The 13743-nt window shown below is 49.7% G+C and carries 11 protein-coding genes; 3 read left to right on the forward strand and 8 right to left on the reverse strand.

Annotation, left to right across the window (positions count from 1 at the left end):
• Positions 1-40: 40 nt before the first annotated feature.
• The 4 genes from ACCC71_RS13370 to ACCC71_RS13385 all read right to left on the reverse strand — a co-directional run bounded on the left by ACCC71_RS13370 (position 41) and on the right by ACCC71_RS13385 (position 4732).
• Positions 41-1015: a phosphotransferase gene (locus ACCC71_RS13370; protein ID WP_434310118.1), complete on the reverse strand. Its 975-nt coding sequence runs from the start codon at positions 1013-1015 to the stop codon at positions 41-43.
• A 92-nt stretch (positions 1016-1107) separates the two neighbouring features.
• Positions 1108-2601, reverse strand: coding sequence for a 4-alpha-glucanotransferase (malQ, locus tag ACCC71_RS13375; RefSeq protein WP_434310119.1), 1494 nt, complete (start codon positions 2599-2601; stop codon positions 1108-1110).
• Positions 2598-3473, reverse strand: a complete 876-nt coding sequence (locus tag ACCC71_RS13380; RefSeq protein WP_434310120.1) for a PucR family transcriptional regulator — start codon at positions 3471-3473, stop codon at positions 2598-2600. The genes malQ and ACCC71_RS13380 overlap by 4 nt, the downstream gene beginning before the upstream one ends.
• 131 nt (positions 3474-3604) lie before the next feature.
• The gene (locus tag ACCC71_RS13385) at positions 3605-4732 is read right to left on the reverse strand and encodes an ABC transporter ATP-binding protein (RefSeq protein ID WP_434310121.1); all 1128 of its coding nucleotides are present in this window, start codon (positions 4730-4732) and stop codon (positions 3605-3607) included.
• Between the two features lie 160 nt (positions 4733-4892).
• Here ACCC71_RS13385 and ACCC71_RS13390 point away from each other — a divergent pair, with 160 nt between their 5' ends.
• The 3 genes from ACCC71_RS13390 (at position 4893) to ACCC71_RS13400 (ending at position 9685) form a co-directional block, all read left to right on the forward strand.
• The gene (locus ACCC71_RS13390; protein ID WP_434310122.1) at positions 4893-6239 is read left to right on the forward strand and encodes an HD domain-containing protein; all 1347 of its coding nucleotides are present in this window, start codon (positions 4893-4895) and stop codon (positions 6237-6239) included.
• A 31-nt stretch (positions 6240-6270) separates the two neighbouring features.
• Positions 6271-7053: a polysaccharide deacetylase family protein gene (locus ACCC71_RS13395; protein WP_434310123.1), complete on the forward strand. Its 783-nt coding sequence runs from the start codon at positions 6271-6273 to the stop codon at positions 7051-7053.
• 370 nt (positions 7054-7423) lie between these two features.
• Complete coding sequence (locus ACCC71_RS13400) at positions 7424-9685, forward strand: adenosylcobalamin-dependent ribonucleoside-diphosphate reductase (protein ID WP_434310124.1); 2262 nt, start codon at positions 7424-7426, stop codon at positions 9683-9685.
• 202 nt (positions 9686-9887) lie between these two features.
• Here the strand turns inward: ACCC71_RS13400 and ACCC71_RS13405 are convergent, their stop codons facing one another.
• The 4 genes from ACCC71_RS13405 to ACCC71_RS13420 are packed head-to-tail and all read right to left on the reverse strand — an operon-like array spanning position 9888 to position 13650.
• A complete protein-coding gene (locus ACCC71_RS13405; RefSeq protein ID WP_434310125.1) occupies positions 9888-11249 on the reverse strand; it encodes a D-alanyl-D-alanine carboxypeptidase family protein in 1362 nt (453 codons plus the stop codon).
• Between the two features lie 55 nt (positions 11250-11304).
• Positions 11305-11760, reverse strand: coding sequence for a DUF1934 domain-containing protein (locus ACCC71_RS13410; RefSeq protein ID WP_434310126.1), 456 nt, complete (start codon positions 11758-11760; stop codon positions 11305-11307).
• Positions 11761-11773: 13 nt separating this feature from the next.
• Positions 11774-12589, reverse strand: a complete 816-nt coding sequence (gene murI / locus ACCC71_RS13415; RefSeq protein ID WP_434310127.1) for a glutamate racemase — start codon at positions 12587-12589, stop codon at positions 11774-11776.
• A gap of 2 nt (positions 12590-12591) precedes the next feature.
• Positions 12592-13650 carry a D-alanine--D-alanine ligase family protein gene (locus ACCC71_RS13420; protein ID WP_434310128.1) on the reverse strand — a complete coding sequence of 353 codons (1059 nt, stop codon included), beginning with the start codon at positions 13648-13650 and terminating at the stop codon, positions 12592-12594.
• Positions 13651-13743 lie beyond the last annotated feature (93 nt).

Raw genomic sequence — 13743 nt, forward strand, 5'->3', positions numbered from 1 at the left:
GATGAGGCGGGAACCGATTTCGGACTCCCGCCTCATAGAATCAAAGAATTCCTTTTGCCTTCATTTCCCCTAAAAACTTCTGCTGCTGTTCCTTTTGCTGTTCCAAAAGCTGTAGCTTTTCCAGATTTCTCAGGGGAACCCAGCTTTTCTTTCGGTTGTAATAGTAATTGACCTGTTTCCAAAATTTTTCCGGATACCGCAAACGAATCTCCAAATACCGCCGTTCCCCGTCGGAAAGAGGGCGTACTTTCTGGTATCTTACAATTAAAGATTCTCCCAGTTTCTGGTTCCAGTTATGCTTTTCCATCACCTTCCGAAGAAACAGATACAAATCGCCAACCGGCACGCCCCAACCCATATGAGAAAAATCAACCACTGCCATTTGATTGCCATGCACCAAAAGATGATGATGGGTATAATCTCCATGGCAGAGATAGGTTTCCGCCATCGGTTCCGCCTCTGCAAGAGCGGACGCCTCCCGCGCCTGCTCATAATACCCCTCAAATCCGCTTAAAATCTGAAGTTCCAAATCCGATTTGTGCCGCTTTTTTCGAATATAATTTCTGGTTCGCAAAAGCTCTTTCGTATGACGCGCCAATTCCTCCCGCCAATCCTCCACGTTTTCTGTTTCCCTGTCGGTTTCGGCAGAGATCTGAATCAACCCAGTATGGAGTTTCGCCAGCACTTCCGCCCCTTTTAAAATCTCTTCGGAGGACGCCATATCGCACTCTCTGCCAAGGGGCCAGCGTTTTACCGCAAACGTCCGCTTGTCGCTGCTTTCCGTAATCAAATTTCCTTCTTTATTTTCCACATAGCTGTCCACCGGAATTCCCGTGGAATCCGTCAACTTTTTTAAAATTTCATTTTCAAAGCGGAGGCGCTTTTCCGTACTCCCTGTCTCTCTCAGATAGCGGAGGCCTTCCTTCGTCTCACAAAGAAAGGCCCCGCGAACCCGGCTAACTTTCCCTATCTCAAAAGGATATTGTTCCCATAATTCCATTTCTCGTTCGCTCATATGTTAATCCTCCCCCGGCCCTCGAACTTGCCATTTCATTGTATGAGCGAAAAAGAGCTTTTATGTGCAGCTTCCCTTTGATCTACGTCCTTTTATCTTCCATAGAGCCAGGCAAAATTCCGAAGCTCTTCCCATACCGCTTCCGTTACCTGGCCCGGCAGCAGACGCCACTGCCAATTACCGCCCATGTGACCCGGAAAATTCATCCGCGCTTTATTTCCCAGCCCCAAAATGTCCTGCATCTGAAAAATCGCCACATCCGCCACGCTGGCGTAAGCCGCCCGAATCATAGCTTTTTGCAAAGCTTTTCGGTCGGATACTCCAAAATAATCGTAGGCATAGGATAGCTCCCGATCCGATCTGCCATCCAGATAGCCCGCCATGGTCTCATTGTCATGGGTCCCTCCATAGACAACGCAGTTACGGGAATAATTGTGGGGCGCATGTTCATTGTCCGGGCCGCCGTCAAATCCAAATTCCAGCACCTTCATATTGGGATATCCCATTTCGGAAAGAAGCGCTTTCACTTCCGGCAAAAACACGCCCAGATCCTCGGCAATGATCTTGGTTTCTCCCGCCTCCTCTGATATCGCCTCCAGAAGTTTCCTGCCCGGCCCAGGAAAGTAATCTCCCCCTCTCGCATCTTCCGCCCCAGCGGGAACCCCATAATAACGGACGATTCCAATAAAATGATCGAGACGAACCGCATCAAAAAGGCGGGCACAACTTTGCATCCGGCTGCGCCACCAGGTAAAATGATCTCGTTCCATCTGTTCCCAGTCGTATAAAGGATTTCCCCAAAGCTGACCTAATTCGGTAAAAGCATCCGGCGGAACTCCGGCGACAGCCACCGGCCTCCTCCTTTCGTCCAGTTGAAAGAGCTCCGGGTGAGCCCAAACATCTGCGCTATCCATGGAAGCATAGATCGGCAAATCGCCGATCAGATCAATTCCCTGTTCCCGAACCACCTTTCGAAACGCTTCCCACTGTCGGAAAAATTGAAACTGACAAAATTCCTGGAAGCAAATTTCCGATTGAAGCCGCCTCTTTGCTTCCTGTAATGCCTCAGGCCTGCGCAGCCGCAGATCTTCCGGCCATTCGCCAAGAGGGGCTCCTTTCAGCGCGTGTTTTAGAGCCGCAAATAAGCAATAATCCGGAAGCCAGTCTCGATTTTCAAACTGAAACCGCTCGTAGGAAACAGCCTGTTCTCCTTTCGGGAAAAAGCGGGTAAATGCCAAGTATAAAACATCCCGCCGGTTCTGATACATCCGGCCATAATCCACGGCCTCCAGCCGTTCTCCCCAGGACTTGGAAGCCGCCTCTTCCTCCCGAAGAAGTCCTTCCTTGATCAACTCCGGAAGATCAATCAAATAGGGATTTCCCGCGAACGCGGAAAAAGACTGATAGGGGCTGTCTCCGTAGCCAGTGGGGCCGGTCGGAAGCACCTGCCAGTATTTCTGTCCCGCCTTTTTTAGAGACACTGCAAATTCTCTTGCCTCTTTTCCTAACGTTCCGATCCCATAGGGGGACGGTAAAGAAAAAATAGGGAGCAGAATTCCTGCTCCGCGCTGTAAACGCTGGCTCATCGTTGGTTCTCCTTTCCAGCAATCATCATCGCCAAGTAGTAGGCGGCAGCATCTTCAAACCGCCTCAAGTCTAAACCTGTGATCTTCTTGATCTTATCCAGTCGGTAGGTCAACGTATTCCGATGAATGTAAAGCCTGCGGGCCGTCTCCGCACCATTTAAACGATTTTCCAGCAGGGCCGCGGCGGTTTTCGCCAATTCTTCATCCAGGCGTTCTCCCAAAAAGCCTTGCGGCAGCCGTCTCAAATACTTCTGGCAAAGATCGGAGGGAAGCTGCATCACAAAACCAGCCAATAAAAGTTCCGAATATGCCAGAATCTGCCGCTCCCGGTAAAAGATACGGCCTGCCTCCAAAGCAAACTCCGCCTCCCGGTAAGCCTCCGGCAGCTGTTCCCAGCCGGTAAAGCATCTCCCATAAGCCACTCGAACCGTAACGCCAGCCTCCCCCTCCATCATAGCAAGAAGGCTTTCCGCCATCTCCTTCTGCTCTTCCGGATGCTGGCTTTCCATCTGCAAAAGAGCCGCCAGAAGTCCCGGATTTATTTCCACTGCGCATCCGTTCCCACTCGCTTCCACCAAACCGGATATCACATCTTTTACCCCAGATCGCTCCTGCTCTTCCATTTTCAAAAGAAACAGGCAGCGGTTTTCCATGGCTGTTTCCCCCAGTTCTTCCGCCTTGCGTCCTAGCTCTTTTGATGAAATCCGACCGGCTAAAGCAGCGCGCAGCAAAAACGCCGCCGGTTCACAGGTAGCGGCAATCACGCGGCCGTCTTCCCCTTGTAGAAAAACATCCTGTCCGCTTTCCTGTTTATATTCTTCCAGCAACGCGAGAAGCCTGCTATGCTCCGTCGACAAATCTCCTTTTTTCATCAAAAAATCAATCCTTTGCTTCGTTCTGGCCGTGTTTGCTCTTGTCACAAGAAAAAGTTTCGCTTTGCGAAATTCTCCGCCTGCGGCGGGGCAGCTTTGCTGCCATCTTCCTTTTATTATACAACAGCCGGTTAGGTATGTCTACACTCTTTCCGAATTGCCGCTTCCGACTCCTTGTCAAAAAAATGGGCACGTTCCATGTCCAGGACAAACTGCATGTTGGTTCCTGTTCGAGCTTCGGTGTTTGGCCTTACTCTGGCTGTAAAGCTGGCGCCGCCCTCGTCAAAATACAGATAAACTTCGGCCCCCAACAGTTCATACACACGAATTTTCGCCGGAATCACCCATTCCGGATGACTTTGCCGCCAGCTGTCCTCCTCGTGCAGGTCCTCCGGGCGAATCCCCAGGACCATCTCTTTGTCGATATATCCGCCGCGTACCAAAGCTTCGGCCCAGCCTTCCGGAACCACCAGCCGATGGCCGCCAAAGCATGCCGTTACATGCTCCCCTTCCTTTTGAATGGCCACATCGATCATATTCATCTGGGGAGAACCGATAAATTCCGCTACAAACTTATTTACCGGATGATCGTACAGATTGGAAGGCGTATCCACCTGCTGAACGACGCCGTCCTTCATGACCACAATCCTGGTCCCAAGCGTCATCGCTTCCGTCTGATCATGGGTCACATAGATCATCGTGCTTCCCAGCTCTTGGTGCAGTTTTGAAATCTCAATCCGCATCTGCACACGCAGCTTGGCGTCCAGGTTGGAGAGCGGTTCGTCCATCAAAAACACCTTCGGATTTCGGACGATCGCCCGTCCCATGGCCACACGCTGCCGCTGCCCACCGGAAAGAGCCTTCGGTTTTCGGTCCAAAAGATGCTCGATATCTAAGATTTGGGCCGCATGGCGCACTTTGCGCCGAATCTCCTCCTTCGGTACTTTTCGAAGCTTCAGGCCAAAGGCCATATTGTCAAATACAGTCATATGAGGATACAAGGCATAACTCTGGAAAACCATCGCGATATCCCGGTCCTTTGGTTCCACGTCATTCATTCGTTTCCCGTCGATGAAAAGCTCGCCGGAGGTGATCTCTTCCAGGCCGGCGATCATCCGCAGCGTGGTCGATTTTCCACAGCCCGACGGACCGACAAAGATCACAAATTCCTTGTCCTCGATTTCCAGATTAAAATCCTTTACTGCCTCAAAACCATTTTCGTATTTTTTATAAACATGCCTGAGCGATACATTTGCCATGCCATATCCTCCTTTTGCGTTTTAGCATACCCGATTGAAAGGCAAAAATCCATTGACAAACGCCACAAAAACCTTTTCAGAAATTTGTGCGGACTTGCAATCTGGTTTGGATATGATAAAATAGGAACGATGAATCTTGTCATACGTAAAGGAGATTTCCATGGTTTTATCCCTTCCGGAACACGTTTCTGAAATCCTTCGCATTTTGACCAAGGCCGGCCACGAAGCATATGCTGTGGGCGGCTGTGTTCGTGACACCCTGCTGGGCCGCGTCCCAGAAGATTGGGATATCACCACCTCCGCCCGCCCAGACCAGGTGAAAAAGCTGTTCCGCCGAACCATTGATACGGGAATCCAGCATGGCACCGTTACCGTCATGTTTGGGAAAGATGGATTTGAGGTCACCACATACCGTATCGATGGAGAGTATGAAGACGGACGCCACCCCAAAGAGGTTGTTTTTACGCCTAACTTGGAAGAAGACTTGAAACGTCGGGATTTTACCATCAATGCGATGGCCTATCACCCAGATCAAGGGTTGGTTGACTTATTTGGAGGAAACGCCGATCTTGCAGAGGGGATCATTCGAGCCGTTGGAACCCCGGAAGAACGCTTTCAGGAAGACGCTCTCCGGATTCTCCGGGCCATCCGCTTTGCCGCTCAGCTTGGCTTTACCATTGAAAAGAAAACCCTTGGAGCCATCTCCGCTTTTGCCGAACGCTTAAAGCTCGTCAGCAAAGAACGAATTCAAGTGGAACTCCATAAACTCCTAAAATCAGATCACCCGGAACAATTCCGTTTACTCTATGAAACGGGGATTACCAGCATCCTCTTTCCCCGTTTTGACGAGATGATGGCTCTTCCCCAACATAACCCTTACCATTGTTATACCGTTGGAGAACACACGCTCAAGATGTTAACGTATGTTGAGCCTGACCCACTCCTTCGTTGGTGCGCTCTGCTCCACGATACCGGCAAAACCGCGACCCATTCTACGGACAGCGCCGGCATCGACCATTTTTATGGTCACGGCATGGCAAGCGCTATCTTTTCCAAAGACTTTCTCCGGGAGCTTCGTTTTGACAACGATACCATCGACGCCGTCTTCTTGCTGACCAAGTATCATGATTACTCTTTTGACTTGACCAAGCATAACCTACGGCGCGCGATCTATAAAGTGGGAAATGATTTATTTCCTCTTTTGCTGAAACTAGTGCGGGCTGATACCATGGCGAAAAGCGATTACGCCAAAGAACGTCTCCTGCCTAAAATTGACCGCTTGGAAGAATTGTACGCGGAGATTATAAGAGATAACGACTGTACGGACTTAAAACGCCTGGCCGTTCACGGACGGGATTTGATCGCGGCAGGGATGAAACCAGGACCTCAGATGGGAGAAGTCTTAAACCGTCTTCTCATGCTGGTTTTGGAACATCCTGAATACAACACAAAGGAAACCTTGATGAAGTACTACGCCGTACAGCAACGAGAAGAAAACGATCGATAAAAGATACGAACCGTAAAAGAAAGGAGTACGAATGAAAAAAGCAGCGCGCCTGACCGCAATTTTCTGTGTTTTCTGCCTGGCTCTCACCGCCGGAGCTAAGACGGCAAGAGGAAACGATTTTCTAACGGATTTTTCCAGCCAGATAGACTCTCTATTCCGTCAAGTAACGGAACTTTGTGAAACCTATGGGAATCAGGCACGAACCATTGACCCGGATAAACCGATGGTTGCTTTAACCTTTGACGACGGACCTTCTCAGTATACGGAACGGATTTTAGACTGTCTGGAGGAATATGATGCCAGAGCTACCTTTTTCGTGGTTGGCGAACGTGTCGATGAGTACGCCGATATTCTAAAACGGACCTATGAGATGGGAAATGAAATCGGAAATCATTCTTACAGCCATAAGATTCTGACCAAGCTGGATCGGGACGGCATCTCTTCCCAGATGGAAAAGACCAACCGCGCGATTTATGACATCCTCGGCGTCAATCCAACGCTGATGCGCCCGCCCGGCGGAGGCTACAACGATAAAGTGAAAAAAGCTGTCGATTTCCCCTTGATTTTATGGTCCATCGACACATTGGACTGGAAAACCCAAAACGCCAGTTCCACCGTAAAAGCGGTGTTTAAAGATGTAAAAGATGGCGATATTATACTCATGCACGATCTTTACAAAGCATCGGCGGCAGCGGCAGAGCAAATCATTCCCCGGCTTATCGAGGACGGGTATCAGCTGGTTACTGTCAGCGAACTGGCTCAGTATCGAGGCGGCTTGGAAAACGGAACGGTTTACGGTCGGATAAAGCCTTAGGGAATGATTTTTATTTTGACTGAGTGCCGCTGGAGAAGGGCTGCTGTATAAAAAATATGTCGGTACATTTTGTAGGGTTTCGGAGCAAGTACTTCTAGGATTCCGATAATTTGTAAAAAACATTCGCAAAAATAAGAAACTCGCTGCGCTCAAACAGTCTTATTTTTGCTCGTAATACAAATTTCCGGAATCGAAGAAGTACTAACGCTCCTGCAAATACAAAATGTACCGACATATTTTTGTACAGTGCCTTTTTCCAGCAACATCCAGTCAAAATAAAAATTAGATAAAGGGGCTTGTCATATTCTATATGTTGTGCTATTATATCATTCGTCTACAACATATGGAAAGTTAAGGAGAGAACAACACCATGACGTTAGAAGAATGGCTTGGAAAAGAAAATCCGCTTGGAATCGATATTTGGAACAACAAATATAAAGATCAGGAAGAAACCTTTGACGATTGGACCACGCGTATCACAGCAGGCAATCCGGAAGCGGCAGAACTGATCCGCCAGAAAAAATTCCTGTTTGGCGGACGAATTCTTTCCAATCGTGGATTGGAACATCAAAGCCGAAAGGTTACCTTTTCCAATTGCTATGTCGTCACTCCCCCGGAGGACAACATCGAAAGTATCTTTGACTGTGCGAAAAAATTAGCCCGTACCTATAGCTACGGCGGCGGCTGCGGCGTCGATATTTCCAAATTGGCTCCCCGCGGCGCCAAAATCAACAATGCCGCCAAGGAGACCAGCGGAGCTGTCTCTTTCATGACGCTTTACGCGCTGGTCACTGAGTTGATCGGTCAAAACGGCCGCCGGGGCGCTCTGATGATCTCTATCGACTGCTCCCACCCGGATGTAGAAGAATTCATCGATCTGAAAACCGACCTGGAAAAGGTGACGAAGGCAAACATTTCCGTTCGCATTGACAATGCCTTTATGGAAGCGGTCAAAAACAATTCGACCTATCGCCTTCACTATACCAGGGAAGCTACCGGCGAGGTCATGGAACGGGAAGTAAACGCCCAGGAATTGTTCCGCCATATTGCAGAGGTCAACTGGGACTATGCGGAGCCCGGCGCTCTTTTCTGGGATCAGATCAAAAATTGGAGCCTGCTCAGCAATACCGAGGAATTTTCCTTTGCCGGAGTGAACCCCTGCGCCGAGGAACCTCTGCCCGCCGGAGGCAGCTGCCTTTTGGGAAGCTTAAACTTATCCGAATTTGTCAAAGAACCTTTTTCGCCCAACGCGTCCTTTGACTTTGAAGGATTCAAGGAAGCCGTCGCCATCTCCGTCCGCGCGATGAACGAAGTTTTGGAAGAAGGGCTGCCTCTGCATCCCCTGTCAGAACAGCAGGAAAGCGTTCGTAACTGGCGGCAGATCGGTCTTGGAATCATGGGTCTGGCCGATATGCTGATTAAACTTGGAATCACCTATGGAAGCAAAGAATCTCTGGAGCTTTGTGATCAAATCGGGTTTCATATGGCTGACACTGCCATCGCGGCTTCCGCTCTCCTCGCCAAGGAGTTTGGTCCATTCCCCAAGTATCAGCTGGAAAATATTATCTCTACGCCCTTTTTCCAGGCAAATACTTCGGAAGCCACGGTAGAACTAGTGAAAAAATACGGTCTGCGCAACTCGCAGCTTTTGACCATCGCTCCCACAGGGACCCTGTCCACCATGCTCGGCATCTCCGGTGGCATTGAGCCGATCTTTGCCAACTATTATGAGAGAAAGACCGAGTCTCTCCATGGAACCGACGTTTACTATAAGGTGTACACCAAAATTGTAGAGACCTACATGAAGGCCTTCCAAATTGCCGATGATCGGGATCTTCCGGAATTCTTTGTCACGGCCATGATGTTAGATTATCATAGCCGAATCGATATGCAGTCCGTATGGCAGCGGCACATCGACGCATCGATCAGCTCTACGGTGAACGTCCCGAATCACTTTACCGTAGAGGAAACCGAAAATCTTTACCGCTATGCCTTTGAGAAAAAACTGAAAGGCATCACGATTTATCGGGACGGCTGCAAACGGACTGGAGTACTGACCACGGAAGAAACGCCTGGACCGGCTGTGGCCGGAGACGGGTTAAAGCGCGGGGAGATTGTGCTGGTTACCGACGATGTCCTGGGCAAAAAGAGAAAGCTGATCACTGGCTGCGGCAGTCTTCACTGTATCGCTCTCTTTGACCCCAATACCGGAGCGCTTTTAGAAACATACCTGAGCAAAGGCTCCACCGGCGGCTGCAACAATTTCATGATCGGTCTCTCGCGGATGATTTCCATCAGCGCACGAGGAGGCATCGATATTTACACCATCATCGATCAACTGAATTCCACTGGTTCCTGTCCCTCCTATACGGTACGCCGCGCGCTACACAAGGATACCAGCAAGGGAAGCTGCTGTCCTATGGCCGTTGGAAACGCGCTCCTCGACATGTACAACGAAGTTCAGCAGGAAATTGCCGCGAAAAAGTCCACTGAGCCGCCGAAAAAACGGCCGAAGCCACAGGCTGTCCAAAGCGCCCGCGACAAGATGCGCTGCCCGGAATGCGGAGAAAATCTGGTGATGGAAGGCGGCTGTACTATCTGCAAAAACTGCGGATGGAGTAAGTGCCTGTAATATCTTCCACTGGCAAGGACAAACACGGTCTCCTGCCAACTGAAGGTACCTTTATCCTATGCAAAAATTTTATTTCAAAAAAGGACTTATGGCTTTGCCTTGCCATAAGTCCTTCTTTATTCTAGTGAAAATTTCATAGAGAGAAATGCTTTGTTCTCTGATGATTCTTTATTCCTTTTCGTAGGCCTTGTCTTGCAAGTCCCTACCGTCTCCGCTGACGCGCGGCCTCTTGCCGTCTTCTTTGCTGACGAAGTTTCCGCCGTTTTCTTCTCCTGTGGTTTTTAATAATCTGAATCACTACCCAAGCAATCACCAGAAGACCGACCAGAACCCCCAGCGCCGCTAAAATCCAAAACCAAAAGGGCCTTCCCGATTCCTTCACTTCCGCCGTCACCGGTTGATTCGCCTGCACATCTCCGGATGTCCCCCGAATGACGATGGGCTGCCGTCCCAACGTGGCAGTGCCGCTCCGGTAAAGCAGATCCCCTACGGTCCCTTCCGGGTCGCCGTCTTCCCGGCCGGTAAATTCCAGAGTCAAGCTCTCGATGCCATTGGGAATCGTCAGCTTTCCCTCGCCAGAAAGAGCCAATGGCATCGGATAACCAGCCCCAAGTCCCGCGCAGAAATTCCGGCTGGTCGCCCCCATATCCACCATGCGGAAATTGTTAAACCCATAATCTAAAATACTTTTCGTATCCTGATATACCACGCCGCCGCCCGCGTCCTTCATCACGACGCAGACCAATTCCATACCGTCCTTCTCCGCGTAAGTCACCAACGTATTTTTCGCGATGGAGGTGTATCCGGTCTTTCCTGCTTTTACCCGCTCATCATAATGTTCGCTGGAAGAAAGCATCATTTTATGGTGCATCGTACAGGTAAAACCCTTGGGATTTTTCTCCGTGGCCGGAATCACATAGGAAGTCGTGGAGTCAATCTGATAAAACGTCTCATTTTGAAGCGCGGCCCAAAAAATCAGAGCCATATCATGGGCGGTCGTCGTATGGTTGGAATCGTTTAAACCATGGGGATTTGCAAAATGCGTATTGGTACAGCCCAGGGAAGCAGCCTTCTGATTCATCAGATCCGCAAAGGCAGGTAAAGATCCCGCCACATGCTCCGCCAGCGCGTAACCGCTTTCATTTACAGAATTCAGCATCAACAGATACAGACATTGCTCTACTGTCAGAGTCTCCCCTTCCAGAGCCATGCCGCCAAAGTTTCCTCCTGACTCAATATCCGTCACTGCCTGATGGGAAAAGGTCACTTGTTCGTCCAGCTGGCAATGCTCCAGAACAACCAAAGCCGTCATCACCTTGGTAATACTGGCCGGATACCTGGTCTCATTTTCATTTTTTCCATAGAGCACGGCACCGGAATTGACCTCCACCAAATAGGCGCTCTCGCCGGTGATAGATGGTCCCGCCGGCCATCCTTCCATACTGCGGGCATCCGTCTGCTGCAAATCGGTTCGCCCGCCAGCGGCAAACGCCGGCCATGGATTTGCGGCCAAAAGCACCGCCATCATCAAAAGTCCAATGATGCTTCTGTATTTCCTTCTCAAAATCATAACCCCCCGCGTCGATTTCCGGCCCAGCCGGTTCCTCCCTCCGTTTTCGTCAAGACAATAAAGAGAAGTCTTTCGCTTCTTTATCCTGCACTCGGATCTTGATAAAACAGTCCGAGATATGTTCGTAATTAATCTCCAGGGCATACTCTACATTTACCTGAATACCGTCGTTTTCTTCCTTTACTTCCAACTCTCTGGCCCGAATTCCTAAAACCAGGTTGCCAAAGGGCGTAGAATAGTGGGACACGTTTTCCTTTCCCTTGGTAAAGGTCAGCTCCGTCTCAATCAGCCCCTTCTTTCGGATACTGACAGTCTCCGGCGAAATCTTTAGCAGATTGTGTACCGGTTCCGAAAAGTTTTCCGCCATCTCGTCGTATGTGACATAATGCTTTCCGTTTTTCCAATAATATTGGCCTGGTGCAATCACCTCTATATCCTGACGTTCGGCTTCCACATCCCCCAGGGAAAGCAAACCGCTTACTGTCACTAAAACCTCTCTGTCCATGGTATTTTCCTTTTTAGTATTTTTCAATATCTACGATCTGTGTGGTTTGAATCTCATAAGGCAGAATAGAATTGGCAAAAACCCGGAACTTTTCCGCGCCGTCGCTGACAAAAAACTCATATTTCCCCTCTGCGCAGGCCGCGTCTTCCGATAATAACCGCTTCTCCGTCAAGAGACGGCGCAAGCCCAAAGCGGTCTCATAAGCTGGATTCACCAACTGAACCGCATCCCCCATCACTCCGCCGATCAGGGAGCGCAAGAGCGGATAGTGGGTACACCCCAAAATGAGCGTGTCAATCTCCTTTTCCTTCAATTCCTTTAAATATCGCTTTGCAATCTCTTCCGTCACAAAATCGTGGGTCAATCCCTCTTCCACCAAGGGAACAAATAGCGGACATGCTTTGCCAAACACTTGAAGATTTGGATTGATGCTCTGAATAAACTTCGTATACAGGCCGCTATTGATCGTAGCGTCCGTGGCAATCACGCCAATCCGTCCATTTTTGCTGGCTTTCGCCGCGGTTTTTGCGCCAGGCTTTACCACGCCGATCACCGGCACATCGATCTCTTTCTCAATGGTTTCCAGGGCATAGGCGCTGGCCGTATTGCAGGCTACCACGATGGCTTTTACTTCTTTTGTTTCCAAAAAACGGACAATCTGACGGACAAAATGAATAATGGTATTCTGTGATTTGCTGCCGTAAGGCACGCGAGCCGTATCTCCAAAATAGACCAGCCGCTCTTCCGGAATCTGGCGCATGATCTCTCTGGCCACGGTCAGACCGCCGATACCGGAATCAAAAACCCCGATGGGCGCATGATTCCCCATGGTCAACTCCTCCGCAGGAACGCTGTCTGAATCAGCTCTTCCACCAGTTCCGGCACAGCCAAACCTCTCGCCCCCCAAAGCATCGGGTACATACTGATCGACGTAAAGCCCGGCATGGTGTTGATCTCGTTAAATACCACTTCATTGGTTCCCTTCTCCAAAAAGAAATCCACGCGGGACAGACCTAAACCGTCCACTGCCTCAAAGATCCGGGCGGCATCCTGACGAATTTCCTCTGCTACTCCTTCCGGAAGTTCCGGATCTACAACCGTACGAGATTCGGCGCTATGATACTTCGCATCGTAATCATAAAACTCCGCGGCAGCCAAAATTTCTCCAATCCCGGAGGCTTTTGTCTCTTTACCGCCAAAAACTGCGCATTCCAGTTCCCGGCCAACAATCATCTCTTCCACCAAAATCTTGGCATCTTCAGCGGCAGCTATCTGCAACGCTTCCTGAAGGCTCTCCCGGTCTACCGCTTTAGAAACGCCTTTGGAGGAACCCGCGTTGGAAGGTTTTACAAAAACAGGGTAGGAAAAACGCTGTTCTACCCGCTCCACCACCGCGCTCATATCCGAAAGCTCCCGGCGCAGCACCGGCACATATTCTGCCTGACGAATCCCAAGGCTATTTACAATAATTTTCGTATAAAATTTATCCATGGAGACTGCGGATGCCAGTACACCGCACCCTACATAGGGAATCTGGCTCAATTCCAGCAATCCCTGCACCGTTCCGTCCTCTCCGTAAAGGCCATGAAGCACTGGAAATACCACATCGATCTTTTGAAACGTCGTATTGGCGCCGTCCAGAAATAAAATCCCCCGCATCGCAGCATCCGGAGACAAAATGGCATGAATCCTACTCTCTCTCCAAGCTCCCGACTGAATGTCCGCGAGGGAATCCACTTTCAGCCAACGCCCCTCTTTTGTAATGCCTACCAGGAACACCTGATATTTTTCCGGGTCAATATGGCCTGCTACGGTTACGACAGACAGGCAGGAAATTTCATGCTCCGATGATTGGCCGCCAAACAAAACGGCGATATTTATTTTAGACATGTCAAAGTTCCTTTGTTTTTTCTTTTTAGTTTACTCCAGAAACAGGAATAATTCAACCACAAATGGGAAATACTCTGGATGCCGGCAAAATTG

The sequence above is a fragment of the Hominifimenecus sp. rT4P-3 genome (assembly GCF_051055405.1).
Classification (GTDB): Bacteria; Bacillota; Clostridia; order Lachnospirales; family Lachnospiraceae; genus Pseudolachnospira.

Bases quoted from the DNA above. Each gene is read 5' to 3' on its own strand.
- ACCC71_RS13370 (WP_434310118.1), bottom strand. From the start codon at position 1,015: ATGAGCGAACGAGAAATGGAATTATGGGAACAATATCCTTTTGAGATA.
- malQ (WP_434310119.1), bottom strand. From the start codon at position 2,601: ATGAGCCAGCGTTTACAGCGCGGAGCAGGAATTCTGCTCCCTATTTTT.
- ACCC71_RS13380 (WP_434310120.1), bottom strand. From the start codon at position 3,473: ATGAAAAAAGGAGATTTGTCGACGGAGCATAGCAGGCTTCTCGCGTTG.
- ACCC71_RS13385 (WP_434310121.1), bottom strand. From the start codon at position 4,732: ATGGCAAATGTATCGCTCAGGCATGTTTATAAAAAATACGAAAATGGT.
- ACCC71_RS13390 (WP_434310122.1), top strand. From the start codon at position 4,893: ATGGTTTTATCCCTTCCGGAACACGTTTCTGAAATCCTTCGCATTTTG.
- ACCC71_RS13395 (WP_434310123.1), top strand. From the start codon at position 6,271: ATGAAAAAAGCAGCGCGCCTGACCGCAATTTTCTGTGTTTTCTGCCTG.
- ACCC71_RS13400 (WP_434310124.1), top strand. From the start codon at position 7,424: ATGACGTTAGAAGAATGGCTTGGAAAAGAAAATCCGCTTGGAATCGAT.
- ACCC71_RS13410 (WP_434310126.1), bottom strand. From the start codon at position 11,760: ATGGACAGAGAGGTTTTAGTGACAGTAAGCGGTTTGCTTTCCCTGGGG.
- murI (WP_434310127.1), bottom strand. From the start codon at position 12,589: ATGGGGAATCATGCGCCCATCGGGGTTTTTGATTCCGGTATCGGCGGT.
- ACCC71_RS13420 (WP_434310128.1), bottom strand. From the start codon at position 13,650: ATGTCTAAAATAAATATCGCCGTTTTGTTTGGCGGCCAATCATCGGAG.